Source organism: Burkholderia sp. Ac-20344 (assembly GCF_017104975.1).
Classification (GTDB): domain Bacteria; phylum Pseudomonadota; class Gammaproteobacteria; order Burkholderiales; family Burkholderiaceae; genus Burkholderia.
In genome coordinates, this window is record NZ_JAAGPP010000020.1 from 48,240 (window position 1) to 65,605 (window position 17,366).

At 68.3% G+C, this 17,366-nt stretch carries 18 protein-coding genes; 13 read left to right on the top strand and 5 right to left on the bottom strand.

The window, feature by feature from the left end:
- The first annotated feature begins 11 nt into the window (after positions 1-11).
- Positions 12-1,640 (top strand): NADP-dependent glyceraldehyde-3-phosphate dehydrogenase, encoded by a 1,629-nt coding sequence (locus G3N64_RS09340; protein ID WP_205783572.1) that lies wholly within the window; start codon positions 12-14, stop codon positions 1,638-1,640.
- Between the two features lie 74 nt (positions 1,641-1,714).
- On the opposite strand, the gene G3N64_RS09345 is transcribed toward G3N64_RS09340, so the two are convergent.
- Positions 1,715-2,347 carry a LysE family translocator gene (locus G3N64_RS09345; protein WP_205783573.1) on the bottom strand — a complete coding sequence of 211 codons (633 nt, stop codon included), beginning with the start codon at positions 2,345-2,347 and terminating at the stop codon, positions 1,715-1,717.
- A gap of 593 nt (positions 2,348-2,940) precedes the next feature.
- On the opposite strand from G3N64_RS09345, the gene G3N64_RS09350 reads away from it, so the two are divergent.
- From G3N64_RS09350 to G3N64_RS09370, 5 genes are all read left to right on the top strand, one after another.
- Positions 2,941-3,264 carry a hypothetical protein gene (locus tag G3N64_RS09350; protein WP_021162626.1) on the top strand — a complete coding sequence of 108 codons (324 nt, stop codon included), beginning with the start codon at positions 2,941-2,943 and terminating at the stop codon, positions 3,262-3,264.
- A 93-nt stretch (positions 3,265-3,357) separates the two neighbouring features.
- Positions 3,358-3,591 carry a hypothetical protein gene (locus tag G3N64_RS09355; RefSeq protein ID WP_205783574.1) on the top strand — a complete coding sequence of 78 codons (234 nt, stop codon included), beginning with the start codon at positions 3,358-3,360 and terminating at the stop codon, positions 3,589-3,591.
- Entirely contained in the window at positions 3,588-4,133 is a 546-nt protein-coding gene (locus tag G3N64_RS09360; protein ID WP_205783575.1) for a hypothetical protein, read from the top strand. The genes G3N64_RS09355 and G3N64_RS09360 overlap by 4 nt, the downstream gene beginning before the upstream one ends.
- Positions 4,134-4,238: 105 nt before the next feature.
- On the top strand, positions 4,239-4,724 hold the full coding sequence (locus G3N64_RS09365) for a hypothetical protein (protein WP_205783610.1): 486 nt from the start codon (positions 4,239-4,241) through the stop codon (positions 4,722-4,724).
- A 242-nt stretch (positions 4,725-4,966) separates the two neighbouring features.
- Positions 4,967-6,430 (top strand): PepSY domain-containing protein, encoded by a 1,464-nt coding sequence (locus tag G3N64_RS09370; protein WP_205783576.1) that lies wholly within the window; start codon positions 4,967-4,969, stop codon positions 6,428-6,430.
- Between the two features lie 239 nt (positions 6,431-6,669).
- Here the strand turns inward: G3N64_RS09370 and G3N64_RS09375 are convergent, their stop codons facing one another.
- A complete protein-coding gene (locus G3N64_RS09375; RefSeq protein ID WP_205783577.1) occupies positions 6,670-7,914 on the bottom strand; it encodes an NADH:flavin oxidoreductase/NADH oxidase family protein in 1,245 nt (414 codons plus the stop codon).
- Between the two features lie 77 nt (positions 7,915-7,991).
- Here G3N64_RS09375 and G3N64_RS09380 point away from each other — a divergent pair, with 77 nt between their 5' ends.
- The 3 genes from G3N64_RS09380 (at position 7,992) to G3N64_RS09390 (ending at position 9,835) form a co-directional block, all read left to right on the top strand.
- Positions 7,992-8,456: a MerR family transcriptional regulator gene (locus tag G3N64_RS09380; protein WP_205783578.1), complete on the top strand. Its 465-nt coding sequence runs from the start codon at positions 7,992-7,994 to the stop codon at positions 8,454-8,456.
- Positions 8,457-8,595: 139 nt separating this feature from the next.
- Positions 8,596-9,294, top strand: a complete 699-nt coding sequence (locus G3N64_RS09385; RefSeq protein WP_205783579.1) for a hypothetical protein — start codon at positions 8,596-8,598, stop codon at positions 9,292-9,294.
- Positions 9,295-9,514: 220 nt separating this feature from the next.
- A complete protein-coding gene (locus tag G3N64_RS09390) occupies positions 9,515-9,835 on the top strand; it encodes a DUF1330 domain-containing protein (RefSeq protein ID WP_205783580.1) in 321 nt (106 codons plus the stop codon).
- 19 nt (positions 9,836-9,854) lie between these two features.
- Here the strand turns inward: G3N64_RS09390 and G3N64_RS09395 are convergent, their stop codons facing one another.
- Entirely contained in the window at positions 9,855-10,691 is an 837-nt protein-coding gene (locus G3N64_RS09395; RefSeq protein ID WP_205783581.1) for an NAD(P)-dependent oxidoreductase, read from the bottom strand.
- Between the two features lie 71 nt (positions 10,692-10,762).
- Between G3N64_RS09395 and G3N64_RS09400 the strand changes: the two genes are divergently transcribed.
- The gene (locus tag G3N64_RS09400) at positions 10,763-11,866 is read left to right on the top strand and encodes a LacI family DNA-binding transcriptional regulator (RefSeq protein ID WP_205783582.1); all 1,104 of its coding nucleotides are present in this window, start codon (positions 10,763-10,765) and stop codon (positions 11,864-11,866) included.
- 86 nt (positions 11,867-11,952) lie between these two features.
- Here the strand turns inward: G3N64_RS09400 and G3N64_RS09405 are convergent, their stop codons facing one another.
- On the bottom strand, positions 11,953-13,245 hold the full coding sequence (locus tag G3N64_RS09405; protein ID WP_205783583.1) for an MFS transporter: 1,293 nt from the start codon (positions 13,243-13,245) through the stop codon (positions 11,953-11,955).
- Positions 13,246-13,565: 320 nt separating this feature from the next.
- On the opposite strand from G3N64_RS09405, the gene G3N64_RS09410 reads away from it, so the two are divergent.
- Positions 13,566-15,032: a DNA-3-methyladenine glycosylase 2 family protein gene (locus G3N64_RS09410; RefSeq protein ID WP_205783584.1), complete on the top strand. Its 1,467-nt coding sequence runs from the start codon at positions 13,566-13,568 to the stop codon at positions 15,030-15,032.
- On the top strand, positions 15,029-15,562 hold the full coding sequence (locus G3N64_RS09415) for a methylated-DNA--[protein]-cysteine S-methyltransferase (RefSeq protein ID WP_205783585.1): 534 nt from the start codon (positions 15,029-15,031) through the stop codon (positions 15,560-15,562). The genes G3N64_RS09410 and G3N64_RS09415 overlap by 4 nt, the downstream gene beginning before the upstream one ends.
- A 19-nt stretch (positions 15,563-15,581) precedes the next feature.
- On the opposite strand, the gene G3N64_RS09420 is transcribed toward G3N64_RS09415, so the two are convergent.
- Positions 15,582-16,400 carry a helix-turn-helix transcriptional regulator gene (locus tag G3N64_RS09420; protein ID WP_205783586.1) on the bottom strand — a complete coding sequence of 273 codons (819 nt, stop codon included), beginning with the start codon at positions 16,398-16,400 and terminating at the stop codon, positions 15,582-15,584.
- A 77-nt stretch (positions 16,401-16,477) separates the two neighbouring features.
- On the opposite strand from G3N64_RS09420, the gene panB reads away from it, so the two are divergent.
- Positions 16,478-17,335 carry a 3-methyl-2-oxobutanoate hydroxymethyltransferase gene (panB, locus tag G3N64_RS09425; RefSeq protein ID WP_205783587.1) on the top strand — a complete coding sequence of 286 codons (858 nt, stop codon included), beginning with the start codon at positions 16,478-16,480 and terminating at the stop codon, positions 17,333-17,335.
- The last annotated feature ends 31 nt before the right edge of the window (positions 17,336-17,366 follow it).

Consider the following 17,366-nt stretch of genomic DNA (forward strand, 5'->3'; position numbering starts at 1 on the left):
ACGAGACCGTCATGCCCGATTCCGCCTCCCTGCAGCAGCTGTTTCCCGCCTTTCAGGACATCCCCGCCGAATACCGGCTCGCTTCGCCGATTCACCAGCGCGTGTCGCTCGTCGACGGCGCATTGCGGCCGTGGGACGGCGCGACCAAGACCGTGCTGTCGCCCGTGTGCGTGCGACAGGCGGACGGCAGCGTCGAGCAGGTCGAGATCGGCAGCTACCCGGTGATGGGCGAAACGGAAAGCGACGCGGCGCTCGACGCCGCGGTACGCGCGTACGACGCCGGCCGCGGCGAGTGGCCGACGATGAAAGTCGAGCAGCGCATCGCGTGCATGCAGGACTTCATCAAGCAGATGGTCGCGCAGCGCGAGCGGGTGGTGAACCTGATCATGTGGGAGATCGGCAAGAGCCTCGCCGATTCGCAGAAGGAGTTCGATCGCACCGTCACGTACATGACGCAGACGATCGACGCGCTGAAGGAGCTCGACAACGCGAACTCGCGCTTCGTGATCGCGGAAGGCACGATCGGCCAGATCCGCCGCACGCCGCTCGGCGTCGTGCTGTGCATGGGCCCGTACAACTATCCGCTGAACGAGACCTTCGCGACGCTGATCCCCGCGCTGCTGATGGGCAACACCGTGGTGTTCAAGCCGCCGCAGTACGGCACGCTGCTGTTCGAGCCGCTGCTCGAGGCGTTCCGCGACGCGTTCCCGAAAGGCGTGATCAACACGATCTACGCGCCGGGCGCGGTGGTCGTGCCGCACATGCTCGCATCGGGCAAGATCAACGTGCTCGCGCTGATCGGGTCGAGCAAGGTGGCCGACCACCTGAAGAAGCAGCACCCGAAATCGCACCGGCTGCGCGCGATCCTCGGCCTCGACGCGAAGAACGCGGCGATCGTGCTGCCCGACGCCGATCTCGACCTCACCGTGAAGGAGTGCCTGCTCGGCGCGCTGTCGTTCAACGGCCAGCGCTGCACCGCGCTGAAGATGCTGCTCGTGCACCGCTCGATCGTCGACGAATTCCTGAAGCGCTTCACCGCCGCGCTCGAACAGCTGAAGATCGGCATGCCGTGGGAGAAGGGCGTCAGCATCACGCCGCTGCCCGGCATGCATCGCACGGCCTACATGACGGAGGCGATCGACGATGCGAAGGCCAAGGGCGCGCAGGTCGTCAACCATTCGGGCGGCGAGTTCAGCAAGACGCTGTTCTATCCGGCCGTCGTGTACCCGGTGTCGGAGGGGATGAAGCTGTACCGCGAGGAACAGTTCGGGCCGATCATTCCGGTGGCGCCGTTCGACGACGTCGACACCGCGCTCGACTACGTGACGACGTCGGATCACGGCCAGCAGGTCAGCATCTTCGGTTCCGATCCGGCGCAGATCGGCGCGCTCGTCGATCCGCTCGTGAACCAGGTGTGCCGCGTGAACATCAACTGCCAGTGCCAGCGCGGGCCCGACGTGTTCCCGTTCGCGGGCCGCAAGGATTCGGCGGAAGGCACGCTGTCGGTGAGCGACGCGCTGCGCGCGTTCTCGATCCGCTCGATGGTCGCGGCGAAGCAGACCGAAGGGAGCAAGCAGCTGCTCGATTCGATCGTGTCGGATCACTACTCGAAGTTCATCAACACGGGCTTCATTTTCTGAAGCCGCTTTCGCGGTGATCGATGCCGGAGCCTCCGTCGCACGTCGGTGCGGCGGAGCGTTTCCGGCAAGCGCGGCTAGACGTTCGTCACCAGCAGCCTGACCCCCGCCACGCCGAACACGACGGCGAGACACGCTTCCAATGCGCGCCGGCCGCGCACGTACAGCCGGCGCGCGCCGTCCATCGAGAACACGAGCGCATAGCCGCCGAACACCAGGCACCCGATCACGAGGCAGCCCGGCACGACGGCGCCGTGCGACGCGCCCGCGCCGTTCGACGACAGCGCGACGATCGACACCCACACGAGGATCGCTTTCGGATTGGTCAGGTGCAGCATCGCGCCGCGTACATAGAAGCGCGACAGCCGTTGTTCGCCCGTTGCGTTCAGCGATGTCGCTGCCCTGCCCGACAACGCCGTGCGCCCCGACTTGAACGCGAGCCACAGCAGGTACAGCCCGCCGAAGATCTTGATCGCGACCAGCAGCTTCGACCACGCCAGCAGCGCGGCCGACACGCCGAACGCCGCCACCGTCGCCCAGAACATCGCGCCGGAAATGACGCCGAGCGCGAACGCGAGCGCCGCCTTGCGGCCCTGGTTCGCGGCCACCGACATGATCGCGAGATTGCTCGGTCCGGGGCTGGCCGAACCAAGGAAATAAGCCGTGTAGGCCAGCAGCAGGTTGGCCGAGAAGAAGGTGTGGACGCTCATGTCGAACCTCGCAGGGATGATGTGGGGATTGTTGGCAAACACGCGCCGTCTGCCCATGGACAATTGGCCGGCAATTCGCTGGGCCAGTTGGGCGGTCGTGCGACCGGGGCGCCGCGCGCGAAACCGTCTCGGTTTTGAAACACCGGTCACATTCGCCACCGGTTTTAGCCGACCCTGGCAGCCGTCCCGTACCGCCGCGTCCGGCCCGCCGAACGCTTGGCAGGCGCAGGCGGCACGCGCATGCCGGTACGTTTCGTCAGACCGGCGCGGAAACACGCGACGCGTTTTATCCCGGCGTTACGTTACATCCATGAAGCATTTCGCCTCGCCGCACCGCCCCGCGTACCCGGCATGCATCGCGCCGCGCGTGCCGATGGCCGCCCCGACCACGTCCGCCACCCAGCACCGGCGGGACTCGCCGCCCCGCATCGCACCGTCGCTCGACATTGCTCAACAATCGTCTCGCGGCGCTGGTACGGAACCTGCATTCCATTCGGGAGACAGCCGCGCCGTTCACCGCGCGGACACAAACCCACCGTCGGGCGCGTCCAGCGGACACACCCGAACGGTTCGAGCAAGTTACGAGGCCCTTCATGGATGCGCTGCCCAATTCGTCCGACACGTCGTTCCAGCTCTTTCTCGCGAAGCTGCTCGAACAGCCGTTGCCCGACTGGACCGAAAAACAGCAGATGGAACTCGAGATGGCGCGCTCGCTGTCCACCGAAATGGTCCACCTCGCCGAGGACATGCGCGGCCGCACGCCCGATCTCGCGCGCTGCCTCGTGCTGCTCCGCTACGCGAAGGTGCTCGACTTCATGCTGACGTCGCTCGCCGCGCACCGCGACATTCATCCGCAGACGCTGCGCACGCTGTTCCGGCTCGCGAACCTGAAAGTCGACGATGCGTATCCGGCCTGAGCCGGCCCACCGCATCGGCTGCCGCCGGCGGCAAGCACGGCCACGGCGGCCATGCCCGATGCGCGTCGCGCGATTGCCCGACAATCTCGCCGCATGAGCATCAGGAGCCGGAAGTCCCGGCGGGCCGGCGCACCCGGCGTGTTCGTGAAGTGCGACGGGCGCAAGGCTCAACCGCATCTCGCCCCGAACGATCGCCGCTACGATCACGACGTCGAGCGGACGATGCGGCGCTGGCCGCCGGCCGACCTGTCCGGTCTGCTGGCCGACGCTGACGACAGCGCGAACGCCGCCGTGGCCGGTTTCGCCGATGCGAGACGCACGCCGTGAACGCTGTCGACTTCGACCAGATCTGGCCGGCCATCTGCGAAACCCCCGCCTGGTCCGTGACGAAAGGCCAGGGCAGCTTTCTCACGTTCGAGTTCGGCCAACCCGCGCTGCATGTCAGGGAGCCGCTTGCCGGCTCGCCCGGCCTGTCCGCGGCGGCACGCGACAGGCTCGCATCGCGGCACGTGACGGTCGCCGGCAACGGGCATCTGTGGATCTGCTACTGCCATTGGTCGATCGCGCTCGACGGTCACGAGCTCGCGCACAGCGAATCCCGGTCCGGCGACATCGCGGCCGCCGCGCAACGTCTCGACGGGCAGATCCTGCAATCGGTCGCGCCGCGCGCACAGCCGGGTTCGTGGATGTTCGACTTCGACCTCGGCGGCAAGCTGACGACCTGGCCCTACGGCGACGACCCGGCCGACGAACAGTGGCATCTGTACGACCGGCGCTCGGGCAACGTGCTGACCGCCCGCGCGGACGGCACCTGGTCGTATGGCCCGGCGAACGCACGGCCCGGCAGCGGATCGTTCGGTTCGGAATAGCCGCAGCGGATGCGCCCCATTCGCTTCCGGCAACACGCCGGGCTGATTCCGCGCATCGGCGTGACGACCGGCCCCTCCCTGCAAACGGATGTACAATCGCGCGCCATGAACGCACTTCGCCGCTTCCTGCTCCGGCAAGGCGTCGCGCGACAGCTTCTGTGGGGATTCCTCCTCGTGACGCTGCTCTCCCGCGCGCTGATGTCGGGTGCCGTGATGCTCGATCCGGACGGTCCGGATGCGGGCTCGGTGGTGCTGTGTTCGGGCCGCGGCCCGCTGATCGTCGACGTGGCGGCACTGGCCGCCCGTTTCGATGCCGGCGCGCCGATCACACCGGCCAACGACGCGCGGGCGCTCGCCGATGCGCTCAAGCATGACGCGCATGCCGACAGCACGGCGTCCTCCGGAAACGGCGACAGCCTGTGCGCATTCGGTGCCGCGCTGTTCACGGCGCTGGCGTCGTTCGTGCTGCTGGTGCTGCTGTTTCCCGCCGCCGCGCCGCGGCGCGTCCGGATTCACTTCGACCGTATTCCGGTCGTGCGATCGATCTTCGACGATCGCCCCCCCTCCCGCGCGCCGCCCCTGTTCTCCTGACGGTTCCGCCCAGCGGCTCGTGTACGTCGACGTGCATGGGCCTGCACGCCGTTCGTCTCATACGACCTGATTCACGCGTTCACCCGCCTGCCCGCACCGCGCGGGCGACGCCGTCATGCGCACCGTCCGCGCATGGCGCCGCGCCGCCTGTTCCGTCGATGCGCGCAGGCGGGCGCGACGCACGTTGACGCCCGCCGGCACGCGCCGGCGTGGCCGCTCAACGCACACGAGGAGCTGACACCATGTCGACCACCGTCGAGCGAGCCATCTCGCCCGCCCAATCCGCTCACGCCGGTTACCGGACGCTCTGGCGCTGGCACTTCTATGCCGGCCTGTTCGTCATGCCGTTCCTGGTGATCCTCGCGATCACCGGAACGCTCTATTGCTTCCAGCCGCAGATCGAGCCGCTGCTGTATCCGCACCGGCTCGTCGTCGAACCGCGCGCCACGCCGCGCCTCGAACCCGACGCGCTGCTCGCGCGCGCGCGCACCGCGATGCCGGCCGGCGCGACGCCGGTTTCCATCCAGGTCGCGACCGCGCCGGACCGCAGCGCCGAATACGTGTTCCGGCTGCGCGACGGCACCCGCGAGAGCGTATACGTGAACCCGTACGACGGCAGCGTGCTCGGCACGCTGAGCGTCGAGAACCGCTTCATGCAGATCGACCGGATGCTGCATCGCAAGCTGCTGCTCGGCAAGACCGGCGAGTTGCTGATGGAACTCGCCGCGTGCTGGACCTTCGTGATGATCGGCACCGGCATCGCGCTGTGGTGGCCGCGAGGCGCTGCGCGCGTCGGGCAGGCACTGCGCCCCGACCTGTCGCTGCGCGGCCGGCCGCTGTGGAAAAACCTCCACGCGACGGCCGGCATCTGGCTCGCGGCCGGCACGGTGGCCTTCATCCTGACGGGGCTGCCGTGGTCCGGCTCGTGGGGCAAGAACTTCAAGGCGCTGGCCGCGACCGTGAATCTCGGCGCGCCGGAAGGCGCATGGGGCGGCGCGTCGGTGCGCTCGACGCGCCCGGGTGCCGCCGCGGCGCCCGCGCCTGCCCAGGCTGCCGCGCCGTCCGGCCATCACCACGAATCCGGCGAGTCGATGCCGGGGATGGTGATGGACGACCTGCCGTTGCCGCAAACGCCGTGGGCGGTCGGCAACGTGCCCGTCCCGCATTCGCCGTCGGCGCCGACGCCGGCACCGCTGCCGCTGGCACGCGCGATCGCGATCGTCGCGGGCCTCGGCGTGACGAGCGGCTACACGCTCGCGCTGCCGTCCGGCGCGGACGGCGTGTTCACCGCGTCGTACTTCCCGGACGACCCGAAGGCCGAGCGGACGATCTACATCGACCAGTACAACGGCGCCGTGCTGAAGGACATCCGCTATGACGACTACGGCGCGGTATCGCGCGCCGTGTCGTACGGCACGTCGCTGCACATGGGCCGCTACTTCGGGCTCGCGAACCAGATCGTCTGCGCGGTGCTGTCGCTCGGGCTCGCCGCGATGGCCGTCACGGGCACCGTGATGTGGTGGAAGCGCCGCCCTGCAGGCAAGCTCGGTGCGCCGTCGCGCGAGCGCGGCACGCCGCCGATGCGCGGCTGGATCGCGGGGCTCGTGCTGCTCGGCGTCGCCTTCCCGCTGATGGGCGCGACGATCGTCGCGGTCTGGTTGATCGACCGTCTGCTGTTCGGCCGTGCGGCACGCGCAGCCGCGTGATCGCGAAGCGATTCCATCGATTCGAAGGATAACGAAACATGAAGTTCAGATTGATGCTGCCCGCCGCCTTGCTCGCGGCCTTCTCCCCCGCCGGGCACGCACTGGAAAGCGACGTCACCAGCACCGGCGCCACGCTCGCACCGATTCGCGTCAACGCCCGGAAGGCGACGCCGCTCACGCAATCGCATGAACACCGTGGATCGTCAGGCAGCAAACCACCCAGCGCCGAACGACCGCTGTCACGCCCGCGTGCCTGCCGCGCGCCCCGCCATCCACTTCCGGTAGCGCCGCGTCTGGCACTGCGCGGCCAGTTGCTGCGTGACCAGCGCGCGCAGCGGCGACACCTGCGGGTGCGTGCGCAGGCCAACGCTTAGCCGCGCGAGCTGGAACTTGACGACGGCCATGTTGGCCAGCGCGCCCAGCGCCTTGTTCTTCCAGCGGATCGGCTCCAGCACCGGCGCGCTGTCCTTGCCGGCCCGCCAGTCGCGCGGCAGGTTCGGCTCGATCGACAGCGCGGTCGCGATGCCGACCATCGCCACGCCGCTGTCGATCACCTGCTCAGCGACCACGCGACGCCGGATGCCGCCCGTGACCATCAGCGGCATCCGCGCGACGGCCGTGATGTCGCGCGCGAATTCGAGGAAATACGCTTCGCGGGCCAGCGTGCGCCCGTCGCGCGCCTCGCCCTGCATCGCCGGCACTTCATAGCTGCCGCCCGACAGCTCGACGAGATCGACGCCGAGCGGATTCAGCAGTTCGACCACGCGCTTCGCATCGTCCGCGCTGAAGCCGCCGCGCTGGAAATCGGCCGAGTTCAGCTTGACCGCGACGGCAAATTCCGGCGCCACCGTCGCGCGCACGTCCCGCACGATATCGAGCAGCAGGCGTGCGCGATTCTCGATGCTGCCGCCCCACCGATCCTGCCGGCGGTTCGTCAGCGGCGACAGGAACTGGCTCAGCAGATAGCCGTGCGCCGCGTGAATCTCCACGCCGGTGAAGCCGCCTTGCTCCGCGAGCTGCGCCGCGCGCACGAAGCGCTGCTGCACGTCGGCGATATCGGCTGGCGTCATCTCCTTCGGCACCGGGAACTGCTTCGACAGCGCACCGAGCGCGAGCGGCACGGCCGACGGCGCGAGCGTCGTCTGGCCGAGCGCCGCCTGCATCTGGCGCCCCGGGTGATTGATCTGCATCCACACGTGCGCGCCGCCCGAGCGCGCCACCTGCGCCCAGCGGCGAAAGCGCTCGAGATGCGCGTCGCTCTCGAGCACGACGCCGTTCGGCCCCGTCATCGCGCGGCCGTCCACCATCACGTTGCCGGTCAGGATCAGGCCGACCTGGCCGTCGGCCCACGCCTGATACAGGCGCAGCAACGCGTCGGACGGTGCGTGGTTCGCATCGGCCATGTTCTCTTCCATCGCGGCCTTGGCCAGACGGTTCGGAATCACCGCCCCGTTGGGCAGTGTCAGCGGTGTAAACAGGTTCATGGAGGGCACCCTCGATTGACGATGCCCAACGATAACTTTAAAGTCAACTTTAAGGTCAAGCCCCTTTGGAGCACAGCATGAAAATCGGCGAACTGGCGCGGGCCAGCGGCATCGCGGCGTCGCGCATCCGCTTCTACGAAGCGAGCGGCCTGCTCGAACCGGCCCGTCGGCAGGCAAACGGGTATCGGGAATACGGGTCGGAAGCGTTGACGCGACTCGCGATCATCGACCGCGCGCAGCGCGCGGGCTTTGCGCTCGACGAAATCCGCGCGGTGCTGCCGCCCGATCTCGGCGCGTGGCCGCGCGACGAACTGCTGGCCGCGCTGCGGCACAAGGTCGACGAAATCGCGCTGCTCGAGCGGCGTCTCGCGCAGAACCGGCAACATCTGCAGGTGCTGATCGAAGAGATCGTGAACAAGCCGGAGGGCGAGGATTGCGCGGGCGCCGCGCAACGGATGCTCGACCGGCTGTGCGCGCAGGCCGGCGAACCGCTGGAGGCGGTGCCCGCGCCCGTCCCAAGGCCGACGCGCAAGCGCGCGTAATCTGATTGCACTTCGCGATTGCACTTCGCGATTGCACTTTGCGATTGCACTTTGCCACTCACCGAACCATCAATCCGCGCCGCGGCGAGACGACGCGTGCGCGCCGGCTTCCGCACCGTGACCTCATGACCCGATCCGCATGACCCTCCCCCGCATCAAAGGATTCCTCGCCGCCGCGCTGCTGACCTTCGGCATCGGCGGCGCCTACGCCATGACCTGCGCCGACACGCCTGCGTCGTTCGATTGCCCCGACACACCCGATCTTCCGGACGACATCGTCGCGCAGCTCCCCGCCGGCTACGAAGCGCTGGATGCCGCGTCCGGGCGACTGACCGACAGCCCCCGCCCAGGTTATGTCGTCGTCGCGCATCGGCCCGACGACTCGACGAGCAAGGCCTCGCTGCGTCCGCTGATGATCTTCCTGCAGGGCAAGGACGGGCACTACCGGCTGGCGGCGCGCAACGACGCCGTGATCATGAAAGCCGACGAAGGCGGCATGGGCGACCCGTATCTCAACGGCGTGGCGGACAACGCGCTCACGATCGAATCTCGCACGTTCACGGTCGAACAGGGCGTATTCGCGGGTCATGACCACTGGCGCGACCGCGTGACGTTTCGCTACGACGCCGCGCATCGCACGTGGGTGTTCCATCGCGAGGTGTTCCGGAACTGGCGCTTCAACGACGACCCGGACGGCGATGTGCTGAAAGCCGACCCGGTGCGCGTCACGCGCGCCAATGCGGCGAAAGCCGTCACGTTCGACGCGTGGCGGCCGAGTTACTGGTGCGATTCGGCCGAGCGGCGTGACACCGATCCGGCTTGCAGCAAGCAGCATTGACGGCCGCGCGGCTGCACGGCGGCACTGGCTGACGATGCGTTCCGGCAAGCGGTATGCGTAGGCACTGCCGCGCCGCACGAGCGGCGTGTCGGCCGGCACGCGCAGCCCCCCTTCCTCGGCCGTGCAGATTTGCTTACGTCGCAGGTAATCGACGCGCGCGGCCCGCGCCGCGATCGTGGCGCCATCGACGCACGGCCCGCATTACTTCAAGGAGCCCGCCATGACCGCCTACGCCATCGCCCACCTGCACGACGTCGAGATGTGCGACGACATCGTCGAATACCTCGAACGCATCGATGGCACGCTCGCGCCGTTCGACGGCCATTTCGTGATTCACGGCGCGCGGCCGGACGTACGCGAAGGCGTGTGGCGCGGCGACCTGATCGCGATCGCGTTTGCCGATCTCGACACCGCGCGCGCGTGGTACGAATCGGATGCGTACCGGCAGATCCAGCCGCTGCGCGCACGACACGCGAGCGGCCCGCTGATCCTGATCGACGGCGTCGACGCGCGGCACAAGGCGACCGACATCCTGCGCTGAGCCGCGACGCCGGCGACGCTTACGACGCCTGCCGCTCCATCGGCTCGCCGACGACGAACCCGCCGCCCTGGAACCGCTGTGCGGGATCGTCGTAGTCGGCGGTCGGCGCCGTCACCGGGAACAACCGGGCGAACTGCTCGGAGCTGTCGCGTGGGCGGAAGCCGAGGAAGCCGGCTTTCGTGTTGTCCCACCACTTCACCGGGTTGTCCGACGCGCCGTACACGATCGCGTGTCCGACGCGGTTCGTCAGCAGCGAGCAGCGCACAAGCTCGATGAAGTCGCGATAGCTGAGGAACGTGACGAGCATGCGCGGATTCTTCGGCACTTCGAACGACGAGCCGATCCGCAGGCACACCGTCTCGATCCCGAAGCGGTCGAAGTAGTAGCGCGACAGCGATTCGCCGAAGCACTTCGTCACGCCGTACAGGCTGTCGGGGCGCAGCGGCGAATCGGCGTCGAGCACTTCCGTGACCGGATGGAAGCCGATCGCATGGTTCGAGCTCGCGAACACGACGCGCTTCACGCCGTGCTTGCGCGCGGCTTCGTACAGGTTGTACGTGCCGGTGATGTTCGCGCCGACGAGATCGTCGAACGGCGCGTCGACCGAAATGCCGCCGAGGTGGACGATCGCGTCCACGCCGTCGACGAGCTGCATCACCGCGGCCCGGTCGGCCAGGTCGACGACGCGGGTTTCTTCATGCGCAGCGGCGTCGCCGAGCGTCGCGATGTCGCTGACGCGCACGACGTCGGCCCAGTCGGCGAGCGCGCCGCGCAACTGGCGGCCGAGGTTGCCGGCCGCGCCCGTCAGCAGCAGGCGCCCGAACGGTTTGCGTGCGCCGGTGGATGAGGCGTTCATCGATTCTCCTTGAATCTGACCAAAATCGGAAAACGTTTTCCAACTATACGCGGTGGTATGACCGAACGTCAATGGTCGAACCCGTTCGCAGCCATCCGCACTTTCCCGATATCGGCGCGTGGCCGCACGCCCCCTTTTTCTGCCACAATCCGGCGTTATCGGACGAAAACGTTACCCTTCGAATGAAAAAAGTTTCCCCGACGATCCGCGACGTGGCGGCGGAAGCCGGCGTGTCGGTCGCGACGGTATCGAAGTACGTGAACGGCACACAGCGCTTCTCGCCGACCGTCGAAGCACGGCTCAAGGAAGCGATCGACCGCCTCGGCTACCGTTCGAACCCGCTCGCGCGCTCGATGATCACCGGCCGCACGCGCACGATCGGCCTCGTGATCCTCGACATCAGCAACCCGCACTTCACGAACGTGGTGAAGGGCGCGAACCGCGTCGCGCTGCAGCACGACTACACGCTGCTGCTCGTCGATACCGAGGAAAACCAGGCGCGCGAACGCTCGCTGATCGAGGCGCTCGCGCAGCGCGTCGACGGGCTGATCGTCAGCACGCGGATGCCGGATGAAGAAGCCGGCTGGATGCTCGATCTCAACAAGCCGCTCGTGCTGCTGCGTCGCAGCCCCGGCCTGCCGATTCCGAGTGTCGGCATCGACAACCGGCTGTCGACCTACATGCTCGCGCGCCACCTGCTCAATCTCGGCCATACGCGCATCGCGTATCTCGGCTTCGGCACGGCACGCGTGAACGACGAGCGGATCCAGGGCGCGCGCGACTGTCTCGCGGAAGCCGGGCTCACGCTCGACGTGCACGACGCGCATGCGCCGACCGCCGAAGCCGGCGAGCGGGCGTGTTCGCGCGTGATGCTCGGGCCGCAGCGCCCGCAGGCCGTGATCTGCTACAACGACCTGATCGCGCTCGGCTTCATGAAGGAAGCCGCGTCGCTCGGTTTCCGGCTGCCGCAGGACGTGTCCGTCGCGGGCATCGACAACGTGCCGTACGGCGAATACGCGGCGCCCGCGCTGACGACCGTCGACATCCAGAGCGAAAACATGGGCGAGCTCGCGATGCAGAAGCTGATCGATGCGCTCGCGGGCCGCACCGATGCGAGCTATTCGACGTTCGAGCCGCGGCTGATCATGCGCGCGTCGACAGCCGCGGTCGGCTGACTTCCCTGCTTCGCGCCTTCAAAGGAAAATGCGCCGCCCTCGGGCGGCGCGTTCGTTTGCGGACCTGCGATTACGCGATCACGCAATCACGCGTCGAGCTGCGCCGGCTTCATCTTCGGCGTGAGCACGTTCATCACGGCCAGCGCGACCAGATAGGCCGATGCGCCGACCGCGAACAGCACCCAGTAGTGGCCCGTGCGCTGCAGCACCTGGCCGATCACTTCCGAGAACAGCACGCCGCCGATCGAACCGGCCATCCCGCCGATGCCGACCACCGATGCCACCGCGCGGCGCGGGAACAGGTCGGACGCCGTCGTGAACAGGTTCGCCGACCAGCCCTGGTGCGCGGCGGCGGCGAGGCCGACGATCAGCACCGCGGCCCACAGGCTCTGCACCTGCGACACGAACGCGATCGGCAGCACGCAGCATGCGCAGATCAGCATCGCCGTCTTGCGCGCACGGTTCACGCTCCAGCCCGCGCGCAGCAACATCGACGACAGCCAGCCGCCGCCGATGCTGCCGACCGTCGTCAGCGCATAGATGCAGACGAGCGGCAGGCCGATGTGCTGCATGTCCATCCCGCGCGATTCGTTGAGCCACTTCGGCAGCCAGAACAGGTAGAACCACCACACCGGGTCGGTCAGGAACTTGCCGATCAGGAACGCCCACGTCTCGCGCTTGCGGATCAGTTCGCCCCAGCGCGGCGCGCCGGCATTCGCGTTCGCTGCATCGAGCGCTTCCGCTTCGTCGCGCGGCTCGTCGTACTCGGCAGCCAGCGCGCGCGTATCGGCCTGGCGATAGAACACGAGCCACACCGCAAGCCACACGATGCCGATCGCACCGACGATCACGAACGCCGCGCGCCAGCCGTAGGCCACCGCGATCGCCGGGATGATCGCCGGCGCGAACACCGCGCCGATGTTCGCGCCCGAGTTGAAGATGCCGGTGGCGAGCGCACGTTCGCGGCGCGGGAACCATTCGGCCGTCGTCTTGATCGCGGCCGGGAAGTTGCCGCCCTCGCCGATCCCGAGCAGCGCGCGCACGAACGCGAAGCCCGTCACCGAGCCGACCGCCGCATGCAGCATCGCGGCGATACTCCACACCAGCATCGCCAGCGCGTACGAAATGCGCGTGCCGAGCCGGTCGACGATGCGCCCGAAGCCGAGCAGGCCCAGCGCATAGAACGCGGAAAACGCCATCACGATGCGGCCGTACTGCACCTGGCTCCAGCCGATGTCGTGCTGGAGCATCGGCGCGAGCAGGCCGAGGATCTGCCGATCCATGTAGTTGATGACGGTCGCGAAAAACAGCAGCGCACAGACGGTCCAGCGGTAGCGGCTGGCGGCAGCGCGCACGGCGCCGACGACGGCAGATTGCATGAATGTCTCCGATGCGCGGCCGCGCCCGTCGCGCCGCACGAATGTCGTTGACCGGCGACCGGCGCCGGGGCGGACGGCGGTGCGCTGTCGCGCACGGCCGATTCCACCGATCAATCTGGAAAACGTTTTTCAAAGGATAGGACGTCTGCCGTTGCCCTGTCAGTCGGGGATTTCGATGAGTCATCTCAAATTGATCGCGGCAAAAGAGACGACTGTTTCGCCACGCGGCATTAACCGTTTTTCCCGGATTTTCCCGACGGGCACGCGCGGGGGCGGCCGCCGATACACATGTCCGATTCCAGCCAGAATCGGGGGCCGGGATGGTTTACAGTCGTCTCATGCGCCTCGATCCCGATACCTGCTACGACGCCCTGCTGTCGCGGAACCGCCGCTTCGACGGCTGGTTCTTCGTCGGCGTCGCGACGACCGGCGTGTATTGCCGCCCCGTCTGCCCGGTGAAGCCGCCGAAAGCGCAGAACTGCAGCTACTACCCGACCGCCGCAGCCGCCGAGAAAGCCGGCTTCCGGCCCTGCCTGCGCTGCCGCCCCGAGCTCGCACCGGGCCACGGGCTGCTCGACCTGTCCGGCAATCTCGCCGACGCAGCCGCCACGCTGATCGAGGACGGTTTCCTGAACGCCCATTCCGTCGACGCGCTCGCGCAGCGCGTGGGCGTGACCGAGCGCCACCTGCGCCGGATCTTCGGCGCGCAGTTCGGCGTGTCGCCGGTCGAATTCGCGCAGACGCACCGGCTGCTGATGGCCAAGCGGCTGCTGACCGATACCGCGCTGCCGGTGGCCGTCGTCGCGTCGACGGCCGGGTTCGGCAGCGTGCGGCGCTTCAACGACCTGTTTCTTCAACGGTACGGCCTCAATCCGCTGCGGTTGCGCAAAGGGGCTCGCGCGTCGGCCGATGGCGACATGACGTTTCCGCTGCCGTACCGGCCGCCGTTCGCGTGGGCCGACCTGATGCGCTTTCTCGCGCAGCGGCAGATCGACGGCGTCGAGCGGATCGATGCGCAGGGTTATGCGCGTGTCGTTGAATTGCCGAACCGGAACGACGGGCGCGTCGCCGGCTGGCTGTCCGTCGCGCACGTGCCGCAGCGCTTCGCACTGGCCGTCACCGTGTCGCCCGCGCTGGCGCCGGTCGTGCCGGCCGTGCTCGCGCGCGTGCGGCGGTTGTTCGACCTCGACAGCCGCCCCGACGTGATCGACGCGCATCTCGGCGAACTCGCGAGCGGCTCGCCGGGCCTGCGTGTACCCGGCGCGTTCGACGGCGTCGAGATTGCGATCCGTGCGATCGCAGGCGAACGGCTTGCGGCGGCACATGCGGGCACGCCGGTGCTGGCACGCATCGCCGAGCGTTTCGGCACAGCGGTGGAAGGCGCGCCGCCGTGCCTCACGCACGCGCTGCCATCCGCCGCGACGCTGGCCGCGCTGCCGCCTTCCGCGCTTGAAACGATCGGCATCGCGCGCGACGCCGCCCAGGCGATCGTGTCGCTCGCACGCGCAGTCGACGACGGCACGCTCGCGCTCGAACCGATGGCGCCGCTCGACACGACGCTCGACGCACTGCGCGCGCTGCCCGGCTTCGACGAACGCGCGGTGCAGTACGTCGCGATGCGGGCGATGGCGTGGCCGAATGCGTTCCCGGCCGACGATGCGTGGCTTCCCGCGCGCACCGAACCTGCGCGCGTGCCATCATCCGCGCCGCATGCGGCGCGCTGGGCGCCGTGGCGCGCGTATGCCGCACTGCACGTGTGGCGCCTTCATGGAGATGTGTTGCGATGACTCCCGCTCACCTGATTCCGAGCCCGCTGGGCGACATCGCCGTGCGCATCGAGGACGATGCGCTGACAGGCCTCTACTTCGTCGGCCAGAAATATTTCCCGCCGGTTGCGATCGTGACCGAAGCCGATGCGGCCGCCATGTCGCCGCTTGCGCGCAAGGTCGCGGAAGAAGTCGCCGAATACTTCACCGGCACGCGCGAAACGTTCTCGGTGCCGATTCACCTTCGCGGCACCGCGTTTCAGCGACGGGTGTGGAAGGAACTGCTCGCGATTCCGTTCGGCGAACTCGTGACGTACGGCGAGATCACCGAGCGCGTCGGGTTGCCGATGAGCGGCGCGCGCGCCGTGGGCGGGGCAGTCGGCCGGAACCCGGTGTCGATCATGGTGCCGTGCCATCGCGTGGTCGGTGCATCGGGCAGCCTGACCGGCTATGCGGGCGGCATCGATCGCAAGCGCGCGCTGCTGTCGCTCGAAGGCGCGGGGTTCGAGCGCGGCGCTCACCATCCGGTGCAGCAGGCGCTCGCGTTCTGAAGGATGGCGTGCGGCCGCGTCACGCGCTCAGCACGGGCCGGCGCGCTTCACGCTTCGCATACGTGCCGGGCGTCACGCGGAATTTCGCCTGGAACAGCGCGATGAACGACGACGTCGAGTCGTAACCCAGTTGCGCGGCCACCGCGCCGATCGGCTCGCCCGCATCGAGCAGCGGCAGCGACGCCAGCAGCCGCACCGCCTGCCGCCATTCGGTGAACGACAGCCCCGTGTCCTGCCGGAACAGCCGCGACAGCGTGCGTCGCGTCGCGCCGACCTGATGGCCCCATTCGTCGAGATTGCGCGTATCGCCCGGATACGCATGCAACGCACGCGCGATTTTCAGCAGACGCGGATCGCGCGGCAGCGGCACCGTCAGCGGCGCCGCCCGCATCCGTGCGATCCGGTCGGCGATCAGGCAGACGAGCGCACCGTCCGGCCCCGTCTCGTCGTAGTTCACCGGCAATTCGGCCGTGGCCATCACCAGCTCGCGCAGTAGCGGCGTCATGCAGAGGATCGCGCAATCGTCGTGCACGTCGTCGCGCGCGATCGCGGCGTCGAGATACAGGCTGTGGAACGCGACGCAATCGCGCGTCGACACCGCATGCGGCACGTGCGGCGGAATCCACATCGCATAGTGCGGCGGCAGCAGGTGCCGGCCCGACGGCGTCGACACCTCGAGCACGCCGCTCGTCGCATACATCAGCTGCGCCCACGGATGACTGTGCGCGTCGATGCTCACGTTGCCGGGAATCCCGAATGCGCGCACGTACAGCGGCCTCGGCAGGCGCGCCATCGGCGGCACCGCGTAAGGGTCACCCGATTGTCCCGCCAGCACCATAAGACGTCCTCCGAAGGTCATTGCACGAACGAGCGCGATGCTACCGTGGCGGCTCTTCTTTCACACGGCTTCTGCTCATGAGCGCTCATACCCGCACCACCCGCAAGACCGTCACCGCGATCCGTTCGACCAAGGGCATCGGCAGCCTCGTATCGCTGACCGCGTATTCCGCGCCGATGGCGAAGCTAGTCGACGAGGTGGCCGACGTGATCATCGTCGGCGATTCCGTCGGCATGGTGCTGTACGGCATGCCCGATACGCTGCGCGTCACGCTCGACATGATGATTGCACACGGTGCGGCCGTCGTGCGCGGCGCCGCGCAGGCGTGCGTCGTCGTCGATCTGCCGTTCTCGACGTACCAGGAATCGCCCGCGCAAGCGTATCGCTCCGCTGCGCGCCTGCTCGCGGAAACCGGCGCGCAGGCCGTGAAGCTCGAAGGCGGCAGCGAGATGGCCGACACGATCCGCTTCCTCACCGAGCGCGGCATCCCGGTGATGGCGCACGTCGGCCTCATGCCGCAGCAGGCCAACGCGACGGGCGGCTTCCGCGCGCAGGGGATGGACCCGCGTTCTGCCGCGCAGGTGTTCGACGCCGCGTGTGCGGCCGAACAGGCCGGCGCGTTCAGCGTCGTCGTCGAAGGTACTGCCGAAGCGCTCGCGCGCCATATCACCGAAACGCTGACGATCCCGACGCTCGGCATCGGCGCATCGCCCGCCTGCGACGGGCAGGTGCTCGTGACCGAGGACATGATCGGCGCATTCGATGCGTACACGCCACGCTTCGTGAAGCGTTACGCCGATGCGAACGCGGTGATGCGCGATGCGATCCGCCAGTATGCGCACGACGTGCGGCAGCGTGTGTTCCCGGAGCCCGCGCATTGCTTCGGGTATGGCAAGCCGCTGCAACTGGCGGGCGCGGCTGACGCTGCTGCGTGATGACGTCGCGAAGGCATTCGCGAACGCATTG

What these genes read in the sequence shown, in the direction of transcription:
- G3N64_RS09340 (WP_205783572.1), top strand. Translation starts at nt 12, where the DNA reads ATGCCCGATTCCGCCTCCCTGCAGCAGCTGTTTCCCGCCTTTCAGGAC.
- G3N64_RS09345 (WP_205783573.1), bottom strand. Translation starts at nt 2,347, where the DNA reads ATGAGCGTCCACACCTTCTTCTCGGCCAACCTGCTGCTGGCCTACACG.
- G3N64_RS09350 (WP_021162626.1), top strand. Translation starts at nt 2,941, where the DNA reads ATGGATGCGCTGCCCAATTCGTCCGACACGTCGTTCCAGCTCTTTCTC.
- G3N64_RS09355 (WP_205783574.1), top strand. Translation starts at nt 3,358, where the DNA reads ATGAGCATCAGGAGCCGGAAGTCCCGGCGGGCCGGCGCACCCGGCGTG.
- G3N64_RS09365 (WP_205783610.1), top strand. Translation starts at nt 4,239, where the DNA reads ATGAACGCACTTCGCCGCTTCCTGCTCCGGCAAGGCGTCGCGCGACAG.
- G3N64_RS09370 (WP_205783576.1), top strand. Translation starts at nt 4,967, where the DNA reads ATGTCGACCACCGTCGAGCGAGCCATCTCGCCCGCCCAATCCGCTCAC.
- G3N64_RS09375 (WP_205783577.1), bottom strand. Translation starts at nt 7,914, where the DNA reads ATGAACCTGTTTACACCGCTGACACTGCCCAACGGGGCGGTGATTCCG.
- G3N64_RS09380 (WP_205783578.1), top strand. Translation starts at nt 7,992, where the DNA reads ATGAAAATCGGCGAACTGGCGCGGGCCAGCGGCATCGCGGCGTCGCGC.
- G3N64_RS09385 (WP_205783579.1), top strand. Translation starts at nt 8,596, where the DNA reads ATGACCCTCCCCCGCATCAAAGGATTCCTCGCCGCCGCGCTGCTGACC.
- G3N64_RS09390 (WP_205783580.1), top strand. Translation starts at nt 9,515, where the DNA reads ATGACCGCCTACGCCATCGCCCACCTGCACGACGTCGAGATGTGCGAC.
- G3N64_RS09395 (WP_205783581.1), bottom strand. Translation starts at nt 10,691, where the DNA reads ATGAACGCCTCATCCACCGGCGCACGCAAACCGTTCGGGCGCCTGCTG.
- G3N64_RS09400 (WP_205783582.1), top strand. Translation starts at nt 10,763, where the DNA reads ATGGTCGAACCCGTTCGCAGCCATCCGCACTTTCCCGATATCGGCGCG.
- G3N64_RS09405 (WP_205783583.1), bottom strand. Translation starts at nt 13,245, where the DNA reads ATGCAATCTGCCGTCGTCGGCGCCGTGCGCGCTGCCGCCAGCCGCTAC.
- G3N64_RS09410 (WP_205783584.1), top strand. Translation starts at nt 13,566, where the DNA reads ATGGTTTACAGTCGTCTCATGCGCCTCGATCCCGATACCTGCTACGAC.
- G3N64_RS09415 (WP_205783585.1), top strand. Translation starts at nt 15,029, where the DNA reads ATGACTCCCGCTCACCTGATTCCGAGCCCGCTGGGCGACATCGCCGTG.
- G3N64_RS09420 (WP_205783586.1), bottom strand. Translation starts at nt 16,400, where the DNA reads ATGGTGCTGGCGGGACAATCGGGTGACCCTTACGCGGTGCCGCCGATG.
- panB (WP_205783587.1), top strand. Translation starts at nt 16,478, where the DNA reads ATGAGCGCTCATACCCGCACCACCCGCAAGACCGTCACCGCGATCCGT.